The following is an 18,952-nucleotide window of genomic DNA, read 5'->3' as shown; positions in this document are numbered from 1 at the left end:
ACCGGAATGAAAACCGAAGTCGGCCCTAAGTGGAAGCCGAGTAATGCCGATATAGCAGTGATCTGGAGCTGGAAGCGCCCCAAAATCATTAAGATGGCGCAGCAAAAGAATACACCGCTCATTGTGATGGAGCGTGGTTTCATCCAACCACGCAATGAGTGGGTCAGCCTCGCACTGAATGGCTTCAACAATCGGGGGTATTTCCCGCCAGCCAATGATGCCGGAGAACGGTGGGAGAAGCATTTCAGCCATCATTTGCGACCGTGGCAGGAGCGAAAAGGCTATGCGTTGCTCATAGGGCAGGTCCCCGGAGACTCGTCGCTAAACGGCCTTGATATCGTGGAGTGGGCACAGTTTCGAACTGATGAGTTGCGAAAGGCTGGGCACGTTGTTGTCTATAGACCACACCCTTTGGCCTATACACCTGTGCCTGATGGTGCCGTCTGCTCAAGACGTGACCTGCAAACTGACCTTAACCACGCTGGCTTTGTCGTAACTTACTGCTCAACAGCAGCAGTTGAGGCTGTTCTCGCCGGGGTTCCGGTCTGCGTCGAAGACGAAGGCTCCGTTGCTTATCCAATGGGTTCTCATCGAATTGATGAGCCCTTGATACGGCCTGATCGCACACAGTGGTGTCACGACCTTGCATGGCGCCAGTGGTCAATCAATGAATTAAAAAACGGCAGTGCGTGGCGACATTTGCTCTCCGCGTTTTCCCCTCTCTAAGATAAAACCTGGCGAACTCTTGATGAAGAAGCTTCTTTACATTTTGATTGTTGCTGCGTTTACTTATGACGTAGGAACTGCCGCTGCCGCGTTGCAAACTGCGAGCGACATGACGTCTCCTTCTATCGCTTTGGAAGTGCCAGAAAAGAAGGGTCCGACTGAAATCAGTCAAATGACTGATACGGCGGAAGAAGTGAGAGCTTCTCCTCAATGGTCGAGCGAAGCGGATGCTATAATTGAGAAATACGGCAATTGGACCTTTGATTGTCGGCGTTATGCGGAAGGACCGCGTTGTTCAATCAGTCAAAAAGTTGGCGACCAGCTCGGCATTGAGGTGCTGCAACCTGATAAGAAGGATACAAATAAGGCGTTGTTATTATTGCCTTTTGGACTGGCCGTTTCGGAAGGCGTTACTCTGGTGATAGACAATATACCATCTGACCATCGCATACCTTTTTCCACCTGCGCTCCAGATGGATGCATTGTGCCGATGGTGGTGGCAGATAATAGCATGGATCAAATTCTAGCTGGCACTCAATTAAAAATAATCAGTTTCGACGCTATTTCTTCAAAAAGAAAAGAATTCTCCATACCACTTAACGGCATTGTGAAGGCCTACCATAGGCTCAGAAGCTACCAAAAAAACTGATAGACCCGATCAATTCACAGGCCACCTATATGGACATAATATATACAATTGCAGGTGCGTTGTTGATCCTGCGTTTCATCATGATAGCTATAGTAGCAGCGCTATTCTTAGGCGTATTTTTTCTACTAAAATCGCTTTTTAAAGTATGCAGGATAAAGTCTGATACGCTTCAATAGCGCGCAATCCCAGCTTCAGTTATGCTGAATTGCCAGAGCAACTTTCAGCAAACAAATGTTACAAATTACGCGTTGTAAGCAGTGCAACACTCAATATCATCGCGTGCACAAAGACACAGATTCTGGACAACCCTTCCGTAAGTGTCTTGTCTGCCCTCGTTTTTTAGTATCGTGTAAGAAAGCTCTTCCTGCATGAAAAACCCCAAGATTCTTGGTGCCGCTTCAGCGCTCGCCATGTCAGTTGCTCTGGTAGCTTCAGGTTCGGCTGCGCTTTCTCTTGCATCGGTCACTGCTGCTCAGGCTGCTGTTGTCAATCGCATTGAAGTGCGCGGCAATGCACGCGTCGATGCGCAGACGGTCCGTGATAATATCGGCATTCAGCCGGGCAAAGCTTTCAACGCCAATGACATCGATGAAGCTGTAAAGCGTCTTTACGCTATGGGCCTGTTCTCTGATGTTCGCATCAACCAGTCCGGCAGCACGCTTGTTGTTCATGTTGATGAGCGCTCGGTCGTCAATAACGTCCTGTTCCAGGGCAATAAGAAGATCAAGGATCCTGATCTGGCACGTGCTGTTCAGCTCAAGGCGCGTTCGCCTTATGATGCTGCAACCATGGAAGCCGATAAGGAATCCATCAAGGGTGCTTACGCGCATATCGGACGCAGCGATGCGATCGTGAATGCACGTACCGTTGATCTCGGTCAGGGTCGCGTCAACGTGGTCTATGAGATCACTGAAGGTGGCCGCACCAAGATCGCTGACATTAATTTTGTCGGTAACAATGCTTACGGTTCGCGCCGTCTGCGCGATGTTATTTCCACCAAGCGTTCGAACCCGCTGTCGTGGTTGACCCGTAATGACGTTTACGACGAAGGCCGTTTGCAGGCTGACGAAGAAGCGCTGCGTCGTTTCTATTACAACCGTGGTTATGCCGATTTCCGCGTGTTGTCTTCCAATGCGACGCTTGATCCTTCGACCAATGAATACACGATCACCATCAATGTTGATGAAGGTAATCGTTACAACTTCGGTGACGTTTCGGTTGAAAGCACCGTTGAAGGTGTTGATACGCAGGCACTCAATGGCCTCGTAAAGACCCGTTCCGGCAAAGCTTACAGCGCCAAAGAAGTTGAAGACTCGGTGACTGCGATTACTGAAAACGTAGCCGGCAGCGGTTATGCTTTCGCGAAGGTTGAGCCGCGTGGCGATCGTAACTTTGAGAACAACACGATCTCGGTTGTTTATAGCGTTGATCAGGGTCCGCGCGCTTATGTTGAGCGTATTGAAATCCGTGGCAACGACAAGACACGTGATTACGTAATCCGTCGCGAATTCGACATGAACGAAGGCGATGCCTTCAATCAGGTCATGGTTCAGCGCGCAAAGCGTCGTCTTGAAGCGCTTGATTTCTTCCAGACAGTCAATGTTTCAACCGCTCCGGGTGCAGAGCCTGATCAGGTTGTTCTGATTGTTGATGTTGTCGAAAAGTCGACCGGTGAATTCTCCATCAGTGGTGGTTATACAACAGGTGGTGATACTGCCGGCCCATCTGTTGAAGCCTCCGTAACAGAGCGGAATTTTCTCGGTCGCGGTCAGTTTATAAAAGTGAGCGCCGGTGTCGGAACAGACGATGTGCAAAATTATGCACTCTCATTCACGGAGCCATATTTTCTTGGCTCCCGCGTGGCAGCTGGTTTCGATGTATTTCGTAGAACATATACGGCTAATAGCACGTATTATGTTGAGCAGACTGGTGGTACGGTGCGCCTTGGTCTGCCAATTACCGAAAATGTTACTGGTGGTATAGCTTATAATCTCGTTCAGGATAAATACACACTGGATGATGATGTGAGCGACCCGGAAAGTTACTATGCGCCAGCCATCATTGACGCTGTCAACAACAGCCCCTGGATTCGTTCTTCGATCAGTTATTCGCTGACCTATAATTTGATTGATGACATGAAGAACCCGCATGATGGTATCTTTGCAAAGTTCAATCAGGAATTTGCAGGTCTCGGCGGTGACGCGAAGTACATCAAGACGACTTTCAAGGGCAATTATTATCAGACGCTCGCACAGGAAGCTGATATCGTCGGCATGCTGGGCGTAGGTGGCGGTTATATCTACGACTATAGTGGCGACGGAACGCGTATTTTCGATCTCTTTAAAAGCAGCACCGACATAATTCGTGGCTTTAAATACATCGGACCCTATCAGGAATCGACTAGCGGTAAAAAATATTGGCTTGGTGGTAATACTTATTTCAACGCAACTGCTGAGCTACAGTTTCCTCTTCCACTAGTACCAGATAGCCTAGGTATGCGCGGCGGCGTTTTTGCAGATGCCGCAACGATTTATGGCAATGATACGAGTGGGGCACTCGGTGAGGATATGAAGTTGCGTTCGTCAGCGGGCGTTAGTCTTATGTGGGCGTCGCCATTCGGGCCTTTGCGTTTCGATTATGCTTTCCCAATCACCAAGGCTGACTCTGATAAGGTGCAAAACTTCAATTTCGGCATGTCTACCAAGTTCTAATGTTTAACGCATAACCGTTTCATGTCGTAGGGAAGCAGAGAATAGTTTCTTGCTACTACAATTTACGCGCGGCAGCAGCCAGACGAGACACGAGTTTGGGAAAACCATAGGGCATTGAGAGGACCGTCGGCGTCAACACAGACCAGATTTCTGCCGGGTCCTCTAAAGCCACAACTGTTCCTCGCTCAACCGATGGCAAAGTACGGAATATTGGCTGTCTATTCAGCGCTGCTTCTGCCCCTTCAGAAAACCAGGCTATCAAAATGTCACAGTCCAGCACATCAAGCTGCTCAAGACTGACCGGTTTGACGTATCGACCGCTTTCCGCTTTTCACAGATTAAGAACACCTTGGCATGGACGCAAACCCAACTGTTCAAACATTTCGAAACGGCTATCACCAGATAAATAAACATCAAAGCCGTTTTGCCGCGGAAAATGTGATACAAGCGCGAAAGACTTACCTGCAATTTCCGCGTGTTTTGTTCTCAAATCATCAATTGACAGATCAACCGCATCTATCAACTGAGTCGCTTGCGACGTTTTCCCCATGGCGTGTCCTGCCAATAGGGTTTGCTCACGCCAGTCGCTTGTCCAGGCACCATTTAAAGGGCAAACGACTGGAGCGATCTGCGATAGCCTTTGGTAGGCAAGCCCATCTATCCCCGAAAAAACAGACAAAATGATATCTGGGCGCAACGCAGCAATCTGTTCGTGATCTATCAAATAGTTCATCAGAACTGGCTTCTCGGAACCAATATACGATCTGTTCCAATCCGCGATTTTATCCGGCCAATAAGGATAACCCGTCATGCCAACCGGCACTTCGCCCAATGCGATAACCGGATCCTCGCCACACCACCCAATTGTCACAATTCTCTTGGGAGGTTTAGGAACAATCGTTTCCCCAAACGAATGCCTGATCGTAACAGGAAAGCCGTCGTCTGCTGTTGCCGGCTCGATAAAGAATAGTGAGGGGACAGCGATCCCCCCAATCAAGAGCTGCCTGCGCTATAGACGCATAGGACGCTTTCTCAGTAGCTGCCGCGAAGCCTCGTCACACATTATATGTGCTCAAAATTTCGCAGTTAGAGTAAGATTAAAATTGCGGGGTGCTCCGTAAAACAGGAGACCGTCTTCCGTTAATCGGGAGTACTTTTTATCAAATACGTTGTTAACGTTGAGCTGTGCTTCCATGCTGTCGGTAAATTTATATCGTGTAAGGAGATCGACTGTCGCAAATCCAGATTGCTTGAAGTCTACAGTCTCAGTACCAGTAGATATTGGCCTTGATGTTCCGCCCTGCCAACAGACCCCACCGCCCAGCGTCAGCCCGTCCAAGCGATCCTTCAAGTCATAAGTGGTAAACAGACCAGCGGTAGCGCGTGGAATTTGTGGATTGACCCGAACTCCGTCAGCATCTTTGCTTTCCATATAGGTTCCACTCAGCCAGGCATTCCAGCCGTAAGCGATCTCTCCACCAATCTCGGCTTCAATACCCTTCGTTTCAACACCTTTGGCGCCAATATAGGCCTGACTGGATGTGCCGGGTACGTAATAACCAGTATCTGTAACGGCGACATTGTCCTGGAGTGTGCGGAAGACCGCAGCAGAAGCATTCAACCGACCATCCAGAAACTCACCCTTTAATCCAATCTCGTAACTTTTTCCTGTTTTTGGATCGAGAAAATTGCCATACCTGTCAAGATTGGTTTGCGGGGCAAAAATGTCCGTATAACTCGCATAAACAGTCAAATTATCAGTCAGATCGTAGGTCAATCCAACGTAAGGGATAACTTCATTGCCGGTGGCGATGGTTCCATAAGTGTTCTGTTCCCACTTTGTAAACCGGCTTCCGACGATCGCGTGAAGCCCATCATATAACGAGAGCCGTGTCGCAACATAGGCCGCCTGCTGTTTAGTTTCCGTGAGGTAGTAATATGGGTTTGTCCATTCTGGTTCTGCCATCGAACCGTTCCAGTCGAACAGGTTCACAATCGGGGTGAGCGATTTTCTCGAGCGGAAATAGTAATTCTGCTTGGCATAGTCACTCGTCAGTCCGGCCGTGAATTCATGCTGTCGTTCAAACAGCTCGAAGTCGCCTGACAAATTAAGATTAAGGACACGCTGCTCTGCATCCGCAATCATATAGCTTGGAGCAAAGCTGATCCCACTACCATCCGGGTTAAGTACCCCACGCGGGAAATTCCCCTTCATGTCATAGTTGCTGCCACGTTGCAGCGCATCCGCACGCAGTTTCCAGCCATTATCGAACTCATGATCAAGGCGCCCAAAGACATTCCATGTCTCAGCTTTATAATAAGTCCAATCCGTTGATGTAGAGAATGATCTCGGGAGGTTGGCAGGCTGGCCGTTACTCATCATGGCCGGTATTCCACCCCACTGCGCACCATCGGTATCTCGTTTTTGATAATCCGCGCCAATGGTGACAAGCGTATCTTCAGAGACATCTATTTCTGCGGTTCCATAGATCGCGCCGCGTTTCATGTGCTCGCGATCAAAAAACGCTTCTTTATTTTGCAGTACGCCAATCACGCGCCCACGAACCGTACCCTCCCTATTTAAAGGCGAAGAATAGTCCAAAATCGTTCGATAATTGTCCCAAGAACCAGCACTTGCTGTGATCGACCCATGCGGAGTTTTGGAGTCGGCACGTTTACGAACAAAATTTATGGATGCAGACAGATTGCCAGCGCCGGTCATAAGGCCAGTCGAGCCTCTGACGATTTCAGCATGATCGTAAAATGCACTCTCATTGGAATGCTCGCCATGCCAGCCATTCTGCACATTGATCGTCACGCCATCATATTGAAAGCGGTCGATATAAAAGCCACGGGCATATGGTTCTGATCGATAACCATCTGTTTCATTTACAAAAATGCCGGGGCTGGATTTCAACACATCTGTAATATTTTGCGCATTTGTATCTTTGACGCGCTGTTGTGTAATCACACTTATGGATTGGGGAGTTTCTCGCGGCGAGAGCGCCAATCCAGTCGCAGAATTCATGGACTCAATCGTATAGAGATTGGAACCTTCAGTCTGGTTGCCGCTACCCTGAACTGTAATTGTGTTCAGAACAGTGGTGCCTTCAGCATTTAAACCACTGGCCTGTATGCCGGGTTTTGCAATCAGAACTGTCTTGGGTCCCGCGAATTTATATTCTAACCCTGAACCTGTCAGAAGACGTGTAAGTGCTGCCTGTGGAGTTAACGATCCGGAAACACCTGCCGAGGTGAGGCCACGCAACGCAGAAGCATCAACCGATACCTGCATCCCAGCCTGCTGTCCAAAAACAACAAGAGCATTTTGAAGAGATTGTGGGTGGATAGTAAAAGACTTGCTTTCAGCATGCTGCGAAAGAGCTGGAGTAGCCATTCCAATGATCGCAATTGCGGTACTCATCCACAACGCCGCAACCACACCTCGTCTCACAATGCCCTTAGCACGCATTTCTAAAACCCTTCACTCTTCAGTATGAGGAGCAATGCAATTGCATCGCCTGAAAGCCTCTTACCTAAAGAACGAAACAGGTTTCAGTTTTTTCAGATAAAAATACTCATGTTTTCAATTTTCTTCAAAAACGCGCTTAAAATGTTGAAACGACTGTCAGCCAGGGACTGATCTGCCGGATACGTGCACCATGAACCTGCACAAGAGCAGTCAAAGCATCCATAGGCTTATTAAGATCATATACCCCGGTTACCCGCCTATTACCGAGATCATCGCTAGCCAGGACTACATATGGCGTCTTAGCGGTATGCTGAGCTAAGACGCCATATTTGTTACACATATTTCAGTCGCCGGAAACTAACTCTTATGTTCAACGCATGTGCCGACGAGAAAATTAGTCTATTAAAGGTTACTAGCGGCCTTCTCGCATCTAAGCAGCATTCCATAAAGATCGCGTGGCTCATCGGGATCGGCAAGCATATCAAGCTCATCAAACAAGCCTGTTTCAGCAAGCTTGCTACGAACATAGCGAAGTGCGGAAAAATCTTCGATCGCAAAGCCGACGCTATCGAACAGAGTGATCGCGCGTTCTGATGAGCGACCTTGAATGCCACCAGTAATGACTTCCCACAGCTCCTTCACCGGATAATCCGCATCAAGCTGCTGAATTTCACCTTCAATGCGGGTCTGCGGTGGGTACTCGACAAAGATGTCGGAGCGCAACAGGATATCCTTGTTTAGTTCCGTCTTGCCAGGGCAATCACCACCAACAGCATTGATGTGTACGCCCGGACCAACCATGTTGTCGCTCAGGATCGTTGCATATTGTTTGTCTGCCGTCACAGTCGTGATGATATCAGCGCCTTCAACAGCCTCTTGGGAGGTGCCAAAGATCGAAACTGAAAGTCCGGTGTTGGCGAGATTGCGCGCGCAGCGCTCGCTCGCAGAACGGTCAATGTCGAAGAGACGCAGGTTTTCAACACCGACAATCGCTTTGAATGCGAGTGCCTGAAATTCGCTCTGTGCGCCATTACCAATGATGGTCATCGTTTTTGAATCTGGCCTTGCAAGATGCTTAGCCGCAACTGCCGACATTGCGGCGGTGCGCAAGGCAGTCAGGATCGTCATCTCGGTCAAAAGCATTGGATAGCCATTGCCAACATCAGACAAGACGCCAAAAGCGGTTACAGTTTGACGACCTTCTTTGGTATTCTTTGGATGACCATTGACGTATTTGAAGCCGTAAAGCGTACCATCGCTTGTCGGCATCAACTCAATCACACCTTCATCGGAATGCGATGCAATGCGTGGCGTTTTGTCGAACTGCTCCCAACGGCGGAAGTCTTCTTCAATCACATCCGCCAGTTCTTTGAGGAAGGTCTCGACACCAATGGTCAAAACCAGCTTCATCATATTATCAACGCTGACGAAGGGGACAATGTTCAGCTTTTCAATGGTCATCTTGTTAATCCTCTATCGGATGGTTTGGTGCTGAACTTCAGTCACGCTTAGACAAAAACTCTTCGGCGATCATCGATACTACCTGCGGCAACACCCCAAATGCATAAGGCGCATGCACGCGTTCCAGCTTCTGGTGGAATTCACGCCCCCAAGGACCGATGTTAACGACAGGGAACCGCAATGCATCGCTTGCCGGATGATCAACCAAACGTGCAACTGGTGTATTGAGTGAAACGAGATCCTGACCCAGCGTCGCCTGCCCCAGGAAGCTCATGTCTGAAATGCCTTGGAAATATGGCTTCCAGACCAATGCCTGATCTGCAAAATTTGCAAACTGCTGCATTGTCACATCAATCGCCTGTTTGAATGCACGGTCATTCACCTGCTTTTCATCCAAATGGCTTGCAGGATAATGAAGACCGGCAAAGCCGACGACGACCGCTGGCCCGGACAGATGCGCCACACCCACCAGCCATTCAGTCAACTGGCGGCTGACGGACAAAGGATTATCGATGTGTGAAAGGCGCTTTTCCTGTTCGCCGTAAAGCGCCTCGAACTTATCGCCTGCTACTTCTGCAGCCATAAGCCGTAATTGCTCGAATGTGATGAGCTTCGGAGCTGCCGGAATTGCACCCGCACGTTTGCCGATCAGCTTGCCAAAAGCTTCGGACTGGGCTGCAAAACGTTCAACTGCTTGCGTGGCCCCTGCAAGCACTTCACTCTTGAAGCGCTCAAACAGTTCTTCTGCTGTCATGGCATGGTAAAGCCAATTCAATGCGATCCAGAAGCGTTCCGGTGTTGTGACTTCATAGCCATCGCGCAAGTCTTTTGCTTCAAGGCAGATAGGCGGTGGTGAAATATCATTTTCGTCGCGATCTGCAAGAGCAGCATTGCCCTCAAAACGTGCTAAAATACCCGCAGCCATCGCCTGCGCACTGACACCTTCATATGGGTAGCTCGCATGCGAACTGAGGCCAATAACCAAGGCAAACGGCAACAACTTACCAATCGTTCCGGCGTAAACCGCGCGGCCTTCCTGACCATCGCCCTGATCAGACGTCACATCGAGATTAATTGCTGCTGCAATTTCAATATCAAAGTCACGCGCAATTGCAGGCAGCGCATTGCGCATTGAGCGCATACCACGGCTTTCGCGTTCTTCATCCGGTGTGAAAACAAGCAGGAGATTGCCGCTGCGATCTTCATCTTCGGCAAATTTTTCGACGCAAGCGATACCAACGGCAAGGCCGCTTTTCATGTCAAGCATACCGCGTCCCGGAAGGAAGTCGCCGCTCAGCAAATCTTCCAATGCGCGCTCTTCCTGTGCAGAGCGTGAACGCCTGGATAAATCCGCAATCAGCGCATCTTTAAGTTTGGTGCTTTCGCAGGCAAGCGATTTCAACTCGTGATAATTATCAGTCGCAACCGTATCAAAATGACCTGCCAAAGCGAGCGTATGCTTGCCCTTACCTCGCACCAGTGCGACGACATTATGCGTTAGCGGATCACCATGGCTGGCAATCGTACGAATATTATCGGGGTTCTGCTGGAAATATGGAATTTCCTTCAATACAGAAACCAGATGGTCGGAGAATGTCGCTTCGCCCGGCGTTCCGGTTTCGCTGCTCCAGCCAACAAGACGCAGCGCCAGTTCTTCAACATGCTGCGCATTAATATGGTTGTGCACCATCGTTACGGCGTTGGGCGCGCCGTTTGTAATATTTGCAGTCATAGATCAAATCTCCTTTGATCGAAGCGTGTTCGCAATCAGCGCAACACGCCTTTAAGGCATTAATTTCAAATTCTAATGAGACAGATGCTTACGCAAGAATGCGCGCGTGCGCTCTTCCGTTGGATTGGACAGAACCTGATCGGGTGAACCTTGTTCAACAACCACACCGCCATCCATAAACATCACATGATCACAGACTTCCGCTGCAAAGCGCATCTCATGCGTAACAATCAGCATTGTCATGTGTTCACTTGCGAGCTGCTTCATCACCTGGTTCACTTCTTCAACCAGTTCGGGATCAAGCGCGGATGTTGCTTCATCAAACAGCATAACCTTGGGCTGCATCGCCAGTGCGCGGGCAATCGCAACACGCTGCTTTTGGCCGCCCGAAAGTCGTGCTGGATAGGCATGGCCCTTATCGACAAGTCCGACCTTCGCAAGCAGACTATTGGCACGTTCCAGTGCAACAGCTTTCGACAAGCCCTTCAGCTTCATCGGGCCAACCATGATATTCTGGAGAACAGTCAGATGTGGGAACAAATTAAACTGCTGGAACACCATCCCCATTTCCTGACGGATATGGTTGATGTGCTTTTCAAAAGCGCGTCCCTTCAGCGGGCGATTGACCTGATGCCCATCCAGCCAGATTTCGCCGCTATTGGTCTCTTCCAGCATATTAATAGAACGCAAAAGCGTGCTTTTGCCTGAGCCGCTGGGGCCAATAATGGAAACGATTTTACCTTTGGCTACAGTCAGATCGATGCCTTTCAGCACTTCGATATCGCCATAGGACTTTCTGATCTGACGCAGTTCGATCATAGGAGGCTGTGTATTCATCGGATAGCTTCCGCTTTCTTGGCCGCTTTACTCAAAAACCATTCCATCAGAAGATTGACGAGGTAATAGAGAACGGCTGCAACGAAGTAGAACTCAAAAGGACGATAAGTTTCGCTGATGCCACGTTGTGCACTCAGCACCAATTCCGTGATACCAAGCACCGACAAAACGGCTGTGTCCTTGAGCAGGATAATGCTGTTATTTCCGACTTGCGGCAGCGCAGTCAGAATCGCCTGAGGGATGATGAAATAGCGCAGTGACGCGCCGCTTCCAAAACCAAGCGAACGTGCAGCTTCCATCTGTCCTTTATCAACAGCTTGAAGGGATGCACGGAAAATATCGGCATTATAAGCCGCGTAGTGCATACCAAGGCCTAAGACGCCGGTCCAGAAAGCTGGCACCATAATGCCGATTTGGGACAGACCATAATAGAGCAAATAAAGCTGCAAAAGCAGTGGCGTCCCCATGAACAGAAACACAATACCGCGTATTGGCAGGCTGATCAGTTTGGGTGCATGCAACGTTACAATCGCAATGATGATTCCCAACACAATACTAATTAAGCCAGCCAGCAGTGTTATTAGAACCGTCCAGGTCAGACCAATCAGCATCAGTTCGGCATAGGGCGGAACAACGGTAAAATCGAGACTCATGCCCCTGCCCTCTTGTCTGCACTGAAGTAGATTTCAAGGCCGCGAATGATCAGGGAAATGACAGCGATAATGACAATGTATGCCGCCGCCGCCACCGCAAAAACCTCAAACGGCTTATAAGTCGAAGTCACAAAACGCTGCGCGGTGTAAGTCAATTCGACCACGCCAATCGTGGACACAAGTGCAGTACTTTTTGTCAAAATAACCGTATTGACGCCGAGCGAGCGGATCATCAAGGGTGCAGCTTGTGGCAGAATAAAAAGGCGCATCGTTCCAACACGACTAAAGCCAAGCGACCGTGCCGCTTCATTCTGCCCCTTATCAACGGCCAGAATTGCGCCGCGCATGCCTTCAGACATATAGGCCCCGATATTGAAGCCCATTGTGATCACGCCAGCGACAAAGGGCGTGAATTCGAAGCCGAATTGCGGTCCGCCGAAAAAAACGAGGAACAACTGTACCAGAAGCGGCGTACCACGCATGACGCTGATATAAGCGGTTGCGATCCATCGAACGGCTGTATAACGCGAAAACTTGGCAGTCACCAACAGGCTGGCAACAACGAGGCCAATAAGCAATGACACGACAGTCAGCTCAACTGTGACCCACCCTGCCTGAACAATGAAGGGAAAAATCCGCTCAATGAGTGCGATATCCATCCTTCAACCTTTCTGCTCCAACTCAGGAAGCATCTGCCATATCTGAACAATCCGGCAAGGTGCCAGAAGATGCATATGACAAAGTTTAGGAACGAGAGCATTCTCCGAGCGATTGCGTGACATTATGTCAAAGCCAAAAGCTGGGGGAAGCTTGAGCGGCATCAACAGTGATGTCGCGTTTATCGAAGGTGGAGCGGCTAATAAGCCGCTCGCAACCAAGTTTAAGATTAGCGGATATCCGCACCAATCCACTTTTCAGAGATGGTTTTGTATGTTCCATCTGCCATCATATCATCGAGAGCTTTCTGCATGGCATCGCGCAGCTCTGGATTGTTCTTGCGCACGGCAATACCAATGTCGTAGCGCGGCAGCTGATCGTCCTTAACCTGATCGATTGGCGCATTGCTTTTGCTAATTGCAACGAGAACTGGAACGTCGTCGGCGACAACGGCATCAATACGGCCCGAACCAAGATCGAGCAGCATTTCCGGCAGGCCTTTATAAGTGCGGACTTCATATTTCCCCTGCTCACGAACCCACTTTTCGGAAGTTTCGCCGAGCGTCACGCCAATGGTCTTGCCTTCAAGCTCATTAAGCGACTTAACCGCATCACCCTTACGCACAAACAGCGCCAGACCAGAACGGTAGTAAGGCCCGACGAAATCAATCGCCTTCTTACGCTCGTCAGTAATGCCCATCGATCCAACGATCGTATCAAAACGACCCGTGACCAGACCGGCAATAATACCATCCCAGGCAGTGGTTACGATTTCAGGCTCTGCCTTCAGACGGCGCGCAATTTCAGAACCGATGTCAACGTCAAAGCCGACGACCTGATTTTTTTCATCAACAAAGCTGAAAGGTGGAAACACGCCCGAAAGCGCAATTGTCATTTTGCCGTTCTTCTGGATCTTTTCCAGATCATCAGCTTTTGCCGCATGTGCGGAGAAAGAAATGCCAAGCGCAACAAGCGCCGTGGAAATAAGTCTCGCCATTTTCATTATCAACGTTCCCTACGAAAGCTCCGAACGGAGCTGTTGACGCAATTTTCACAGCCTTGTAACCGGCCTGAACGGGGAATAATACCGCACTCCTCCTGCTTGCAGCATTTTAGGAGTCACTTTTACATTCCCCTTGGATGAAATCATTAGCTACAATCTCATTGACAAAAAAGAATATAAAGTGATTATTTTTATAATATACTGACGATTTAGTCAGAAATAATTACGAAAAAGAAAGTGCGAACGATGGACGAACTGGATAAGAGACTGATTACAGAATTGCGCATCAATGGTCGTGCGTCCGTTCCACAGCTGGCAGAACTCCTCGGCGTCGCGCGCGCGACGGCTCAAAAACGCCTCGACCGCTTGATGGCCAATGGGGACATCAAAGGTTTTACGGTGCGCGTTCGCGATGACATCGGAAAAGACCAGATCCGCGCCTTTATGCTAATCGAAATGTCAGGTGCATCACTTAAGGCCACCATTGCCGCAATTAAGCGTGTTCCCGGACTAACCAGCCTGTGCAACACCAATGGCATTTGGGATGTCATCGCCGAGCTCGAAGTCTCAACCATCTCAGAGTTGAATGAAGTCATCTCTACAATCCGTTCACTTCAAGGTGTGAGCAAAAGCGAGACTTTCATCATGCTCGGTCCTGCATAATCACAAAAGTCTTAGCCGCGGGCAGAATGCAAAGTGAATGCGCAATTTTCCATTATCGGTTAGCTATTAATTAGTTCGCATTTTTATTTACAGAATACACCAATGCCGAATAAACCTATAATTGCAGAATTTCGGGGGATATACTTCATGCGACGGCAAGCAGTGACGCTAATTCGAAACATTTCGGGGATTGGCCTTCTTTTTGGATCAGTACTGTTTGCTGCTGCGCTAACACCGAGCTTGATACCTCGCACTTTTGAAGTGCAGGGCGTATTGGCTGGAATCGCTTTCAGCGCAGGTTATGGTATCGGCGTCGCGATACGTAATCTTTGGCAGTATCTCGAATTACCAGTCGCGGATCAATATTTTACCAGGATTTGGAAATTATGCGCCGCTACGGTCTGCATCGTTATCATGCTTGTAGCTCTCTATCATGCCGCTGACTGGCAAAATTCGGTCAGGCGTGTAGTAGGAATGGAAGCAGTCGATAGCGCTTATCCTCTGAGCGTTACATGGATTGCTATTGTGTGTTTTGGCATTCTATTATTTTTGGCGCGGGGATTAATTTGGCTAGGACGGTACATCGTAAGCAAACTGAACTGGCTCCTTCCCCCCAGAGTTTCTATTGTTATCGGTGTATTTTTAACAATTTTGCTTATCTACACGATCACAAACGGCGTGCTGATCAGATACTCATTTCAAGTAATGGACAGTTCTTTTCGGCAGTTGGATGCATTGGTAGAGCCTGACAGACCGCAGCCACTGATCGCAGAACGAGCAGGAAATCCACAGTCAAAACTGGATTGGCGGAAATTAGGACGCACTGGCAGAGAGTTTGTGGCCTCCGGGCCAACGGCACAGGAAATCAGCAGCTTTACGCGGCAAACTTCTCTCGAACCTATACGTCTATATGCCGGTTTACAGATAGCTGAAACCCCCGAGCAAAGAGCATCATTATTGCTGGAAGAATTAATCGCGCTTAAAGCTTTTGAGCGTGATGCATTGGTTATCATAACTCCCACGGGTACTGGTTGGGTCGATCCGTCAGCGATTGATGGACTAGAGTTTCTGCTTAAAGGCAATGTTGCCAGCATTGCGTTGCAGTATTCCTATTTAAACAGCCCACTCTCCCTGCTATTTCAACCCGAAAACGGGCTGGTCTCGTCGGAGGCCCTGTTTAGAACAGTTTATAACTATTGGAAGACGCTACCTAAAGAACAACGTCCCAAGCTCTATCTGCACGGACTTAGCTTAGGTGCGTTCAATTCACAGCGCTCAATTACATTCTTCGATGTTCTGGGTGATCCTATAGATGGCGCAGTATGGAGCGGCCCTCCTTTCCCAAGTGAAAAATGGCGATCGCTGACAAAAAATAGGGCGCCCGGTTCGACCGAATGGCTTCCTGTTTTTCAGAACGGACGTTTTGTGCGTTTTATGAATCAATCAGGAACGCCGGAAGGAAACACCCAGCCGTGGGGCGATCTACGCTTTATATATCTGCAATACGGCAGTGATGCGATTACCTTTTTTGATAAGAGTTTGCTTTATCGAGAAGCCGATTGGATGAAATCACCACGAGCACCGGATGTATCACCAGACCTTCGTTGGTATCCGATTGTAAGTATGCTTCAGATGCTGATTGATATGCCTTTAGCCGACACCGTGCCGATGGGATATGGTCATGTTTTTGCGCCCGAACACTATCTTAATGCCTGGTTGGAAGTCACTGGCATAGAGGGTTGGACTGATGATCAAATTGTAGCGCTCAAAGCGCTGCTAAAACAACGCAGCATGCGTGGCGACGGTTATGAGGGACGCGGCGGTTAGGGGCGTTAAAGTCAAACTGCGAAAGTACTTATTAATTTGAAACGGTAAAAGAATGGCTGCGCTATTTGGGTTCTCGATCTTTAAGTCGCTATTGGCATTCACAGGCCTTGGCTTGATATTTTTTTTGGTTGGGTATTTCGTATTGTATATCCTTGCTCAACGCAAAGACTACAATCAAACAATTCCAATTGGTGCTTTCATTGGAACTGTTGCAACAGCCTGGGCACTGGCTCTGGGTTTCGTGGCTGCGGACATATGGGCGAACTCTGCAAAAGCGGAACAGGCGACTATCGATGAACGGTCTGCCATTGAGCGATTAATTGGGATCGCTGGCTCACCAGAAATAAACGCTGTCGAGATGAGAAAGGCACTTTTACTATACAGAAAGGCCGTAATGGATGACGAATGGACCAAGAATATTAATCTTCGTCCAGCCACTTCCGTTGAAGCTGCATTACAAACCATCAGAGACAATATACTGGCTCTTGGAAAATCGGATATTGCAGCCCCGATCGTCGCGCATGTACTGAACGATTTTGATATCCTACAAGATGCAAGAAACACCAGGCTGGCAGTCGGGAGGACATCAATTGACGCATATAAATGGTATCTCGTGCTTATTCTCACCGCAATGACCATCATTACGATTGCGGCTACACATGCAGACAGACGCCGTGCAGGAAACACAGCTCTTACCATTTTTTCTTGTAGTGCAACTTTATGCTTATGGATCTTAGCAATCCACGCAAACCCTTATCAAGGACTCGAAAAGCTGGAACCAACACTCTTATTGAATGAAGCCTCGACCAATCAATAATCTCCAGAATAGAAAATATATCATTTAGATATTTTTGGATATTATGAATAATGCTTTGGAATAAACGGCTATCATAGATATACCTGACGAAATAAAAAACTCCCTTGCAAATGCCAGATCTTGCAAGGGAGTAGAAGCCGCAATGTTTATTTTTTCTTCAAAAATTCAGCATGATATTCATCGGCCATTTTCCGCAATGACCGACCAATAGCGGCGTACTCAAACTCATTCAGATTTGCGAGAGATGCGCGCCCCGACGGATGCTGTGTACCGAACCCACGCCCTGGCAGCAGGATTATACCCGTTTCATCAGCGATACGAAATAGTAGCTCATTGGCAGAAAACTCTTGTTTCACCCATACTGCAAAGTCATCACCATAAAGTTTCCTTGCAATCTTCTCGAGGTCCAGAAGAGTATAATAATCAACGGAATTTTCATTGTCAGGCATATCTATGCCCAGTTCGGCATAAAGCGCTGCTTGCCTGCGACGGATAACACGCTTAAGTGTCGCTTTGTAGCTATCTTGTTCATCCATCAAAGCAAACAATGAAAACAACACCATCTGCACCTGTTGTGGGGTTGAGAGGCCAGCTGTGTGGTTCAAGGCGACTGTTCTGCTATCCGCAACTAATCTATCGATAAATTTGAGTGATGATACATCAGTCACAATTGACGAATAGCGCCTTTCTAGTGCCTCTTTGGCATCATCAGGGAGCTTGGCAATAGTGTTATCAAGCACATTATTGTGGTGGAGAGCAACGGTTCCCAAACGCCAACCTGTTGCGCCAAAATATTTCGAATAGGAATAGACGAGAATTGTATTGTTGGGGCAAATAGCAAATAGCGATTTGAAATTATCGGCAAATGTGCCGTAAACATCGTCCGTCAACACGATCAGATCCGGACGATGATTTTTCACAATATCTGCAATTCGCTGCAAGCTACGCTCATCCAGCTTCACAGAGGGTGGATTGCTTGGATTGATGCAAAAGAAGACCTTGATTGAAGGGTCTTTCAACTTGTCCAGTTCGGCGTCCGGATACTGCCAATCTGCATCTGGATCGGCATTAATCGCCACCTCTTCCAGACCATAAGCATCCAGCTCAGGGATTTCGATATAGGGCGTGAAAACTGGCATCCCGATAGCAACTTTATCGCCTTTTTTGACAAGGTGATTTTTCTTTAACGTGTCAAAAACATAAGTCATGGCAGCAGTGCCGCCTTCGGTCGCGAACACATCGACATCTTTGCCTGAAATATGTCCGCCAACCATTTCTTTCATCAGATATTGGCGAACAATATCTTCACTGATACGCAACATTCTCGGCGGAACCGGATAATTGCAACCCAAAATTCCTTCAACCATTTCATGCAGAAAGTCTGAAGCCGACAAACCGAGCTGGTCGCGAACATAGCTGATGGCGCGGCGCAGAAAATCGACGCCCTCCTGATCGCGATTATCTGCCAGAAAACGTTCAAATCTCGCTTCAATGCCTTCAATGCGCGGCAAGCCACCAATACCCTGCTGCATGTAGGAAAAGGAGAGTTCAGACTCTGTCGCAGCAAAAAGACCAAGCCTGAAAAAGCCCCGACGAGGAAGGGTCGCAAGGAAGTTAGGGTTGCCGCGTCCAGCATTAAGCATAACCATATCGGTTTTGGTGGACGCCAATTTGATGAGCTCGTCTTTAAGTTCAAATGGGCTGAGCTTGGCGAACTGGCTGTAGTCGTTCATTGCTTCTCTCT

The 18,952-nt window shown here is 48.5% G+C and carries 15 protein-coding genes; 6 read left to right on the top strand and 9 right to left on the bottom strand.

What is annotated here, in order from left to right; translation table 11 throughout:
- Window positions 1-6 precede the first annotated feature (6 nt).
- The 3 genes from WH356_RS12225 to bamA all read left to right on the top strand — a co-directional run bounded on the left by WH356_RS12225 (window position 7) and on the right by bamA (window position 4,086).
- Window positions 7-726, top strand: coding sequence for a hypothetical protein (locus tag WH356_RS12225; protein ID WP_339511110.1), 720 nt, complete (start codon window positions 7-9; stop codon window positions 724-726).
- Window positions 727-748: 22 nt separating this feature from the next.
- A complete protein-coding gene (locus WH356_RS12220; protein ID WP_339511108.1) occupies window positions 749-1,375 on the top strand; it encodes an invasion associated locus B family protein in 627 nt (208 codons plus the stop codon).
- Between the two features lie 368 nt (window positions 1,376-1,743).
- Window positions 1,744-4,086, top strand: a complete 2,343-nt coding sequence (bamA, locus tag WH356_RS12215; RefSeq protein WP_339511106.1) for an outer membrane protein assembly factor BamA — start codon at window positions 1,744-1,746, stop codon at window positions 4,084-4,086.
- Between the two features lie 331 nt (window positions 4,087-4,417).
- On the opposite strand, the gene WH356_RS12210 is transcribed toward bamA, so the two are convergent.
- The 8 genes from WH356_RS12210 to WH356_RS12175 all read right to left on the bottom strand — a co-directional run bounded on the left by WH356_RS12210 (window position 4,418) and on the right by WH356_RS12175 (window position 13,895).
- Window positions 4,418-5,083 carry an ABC transporter substrate-binding protein gene (locus tag WH356_RS12210; RefSeq protein ID WP_339511104.1) on the bottom strand — a complete coding sequence of 222 codons (666 nt, stop codon included), beginning with the start codon at window positions 5,081-5,083 and terminating at the stop codon, window positions 4,418-4,420.
- A 75-nt stretch (window positions 5,084-5,158) separates the two neighbouring features.
- On the bottom strand, window positions 5,159-7,510 hold the full coding sequence (locus WH356_RS12205) for a TonB-dependent siderophore receptor (protein ID WP_339511102.1): 2,352 nt from the start codon (window positions 7,508-7,510) through the stop codon (window positions 5,159-5,161).
- Window positions 7,511-7,960: 450 nt separating this feature from the next.
- A complete protein-coding gene (locus WH356_RS12200) occupies window positions 7,961-9,019 on the bottom strand; it encodes an ornithine cyclodeaminase (protein WP_339511100.1) in 1,059 nt (352 codons plus the stop codon).
- A 37-nt stretch (window positions 9,020-9,056) separates the two neighbouring features.
- Window positions 9,057-10,739 (bottom strand): M20/M25/M40 family metallo-hydrolase, encoded by a 1,683-nt coding sequence (locus WH356_RS12195; protein ID WP_445253667.1) that lies wholly within the window; start codon window positions 10,737-10,739, stop codon window positions 9,057-9,059.
- A gap of 84 nt (window positions 10,740-10,823) precedes the next feature.
- Window positions 10,824-11,588, bottom strand: coding sequence for an amino acid ABC transporter ATP-binding protein (locus tag WH356_RS12190; RefSeq protein WP_339511096.1), 765 nt, complete (start codon window positions 11,586-11,588; stop codon window positions 10,824-10,826).
- Window positions 11,585-12,241, bottom strand: a complete 657-nt coding sequence (locus WH356_RS12185) for an amino acid ABC transporter permease (protein WP_339511094.1) — start codon at window positions 12,239-12,241, stop codon at window positions 11,585-11,587. Before WH356_RS12185 ends, WH356_RS12190 begins: the two co-directional genes overlap by 4 nt.
- Window positions 12,238-12,900 carry an amino acid ABC transporter permease gene (locus WH356_RS12180; protein ID WP_339511092.1) on the bottom strand — a complete coding sequence of 221 codons (663 nt, stop codon included), beginning with the start codon at window positions 12,898-12,900 and terminating at the stop codon, window positions 12,238-12,240. The genes WH356_RS12185 and WH356_RS12180 overlap by 4 nt, the downstream gene beginning before the upstream one ends.
- A 227-nt stretch (window positions 12,901-13,127) precedes the next feature.
- Complete coding sequence (locus WH356_RS12175) at window positions 13,128-13,895, bottom strand: transporter substrate-binding domain-containing protein (RefSeq protein WP_339511195.1); 768 nt, start codon at window positions 13,893-13,895, stop codon at window positions 13,128-13,130.
- Between the two features lie 252 nt (window positions 13,896-14,147).
- On the opposite strand from WH356_RS12175, the gene WH356_RS12170 reads away from it, so the two are divergent.
- From WH356_RS12170 to WH356_RS12160, 3 genes are all read left to right on the top strand, one after another.
- Window positions 14,148-14,564 (top strand): Lrp/AsnC family transcriptional regulator, encoded by a 417-nt coding sequence (locus WH356_RS12170; protein WP_250044181.1) that lies wholly within the window; start codon window positions 14,148-14,150, stop codon window positions 14,562-14,564.
- Window positions 14,565-14,711: 147 nt separating this feature from the next.
- Entirely contained in the window at window positions 14,712-16,391 is a 1,680-nt protein-coding gene (locus WH356_RS12165) for an alpha/beta hydrolase (RefSeq protein WP_339511087.1), read from the top strand.
- A 52-nt stretch (window positions 16,392-16,443) separates the two neighbouring features.
- Window positions 16,444-17,208 (top strand): bestrophin-like domain, encoded by a 765-nt coding sequence (locus tag WH356_RS12160; RefSeq protein WP_339511085.1) that lies wholly within the window; start codon window positions 16,444-16,446, stop codon window positions 17,206-17,208.
- Window positions 17,209-17,354: 146 nt separating this feature from the next.
- On the opposite strand, the gene WH356_RS12155 is transcribed toward WH356_RS12160, so the two are convergent.
- The gene (locus WH356_RS12155; RefSeq protein WP_339511083.1) at window positions 17,355-18,941 is read right to left on the bottom strand and encodes a bifunctional aspartate transaminase/aspartate 4-decarboxylase; all 1,587 of its coding nucleotides are present in this window, start codon (window positions 18,939-18,941) and stop codon (window positions 17,355-17,357) included.
- Between the last annotated feature and the right edge of the window lie 11 nt (window positions 18,942-18,952).

This window comes from Ochrobactrum sp. MYb379 (assembly GCF_037479515.1).
In the GTDB taxonomy this organism is placed as follows: Bacteria; Pseudomonadota; Alphaproteobacteria; order Rhizobiales; family Rhizobiaceae; genus Brucella.
This window is presented reverse-complemented; position numbering and strand designations above follow the sequence as displayed.

What these genes read in the sequence shown, in the direction of transcription:
- WH356_RS12160 (WP_339511085.1), top strand. Translation starts at nt 16,444, where the DNA reads ATGGCTGCGCTATTTGGGTTCTCGATCTTTAAGTCGCTATTGGCATTC.
- WH356_RS12170 (WP_250044181.1), top strand. Translation starts at nt 14,148, where the DNA reads ATGGACGAACTGGATAAGAGACTGATTACAGAATTGCGCATCAATGGT.
- WH356_RS12175 (WP_339511195.1), bottom strand. Translation starts at nt 13,895, where the DNA reads ATGGCGAGACTTATTTCCACGGCGCTTGTTGCGCTTGGCATTTCTTTC.
- bamA (WP_339511106.1), top strand. Translation starts at nt 1,744, where the DNA reads ATGAAAAACCCCAAGATTCTTGGTGCCGCTTCAGCGCTCGCCATGTCA.
- WH356_RS12185 (WP_339511094.1), bottom strand. Translation starts at nt 12,241, where the DNA reads ATGAGTCTCGATTTTACCGTTGTTCCGCCCTATGCCGAACTGATGCTG.
- WH356_RS12190 (WP_339511096.1), bottom strand. Translation starts at nt 11,588, where the DNA reads ATGAATACACAGCCTCCTATGATCGAACTGCGTCAGATCAGAAAGTCC.
- WH356_RS12225 (WP_339511110.1), top strand. Translation starts at nt 7, where the DNA reads ATGAAAACCGAAGTCGGCCCTAAGTGGAAGCCGAGTAATGCCGATATA.
- WH356_RS12200 (WP_339511100.1), bottom strand. Translation starts at nt 9,019, where the DNA reads ATGACCATTGAAAAGCTGAACATTGTCCCCTTCGTCAGCGTTGATAAT.
- WH356_RS12220 (WP_339511108.1), top strand. Translation starts at nt 749, where the DNA reads ATGAAGAAGCTTCTTTACATTTTGATTGTTGCTGCGTTTACTTATGAC.
- WH356_RS12165 (WP_339511087.1), top strand. Translation starts at nt 14,712, where the DNA reads ATGCGACGGCAAGCAGTGACGCTAATTCGAAACATTTCGGGGATTGGC.
- WH356_RS12155 (WP_339511083.1), bottom strand. Translation starts at nt 18,941, where the DNA reads ATGAACGACTACAGCCAGTTCGCCAAGCTCAGCCCATTTGAACTTAAA.
- WH356_RS12205 (WP_339511102.1), bottom strand. Translation starts at nt 7,510, where the DNA reads ATGAGTACCGCAATTGCGATCATTGGAATGGCTACTCCAGCTCTTTCG.
- WH356_RS12180 (WP_339511092.1), bottom strand. Translation starts at nt 12,900, where the DNA reads ATGGATATCGCACTCATTGAGCGGATTTTTCCCTTCATTGTTCAGGCA.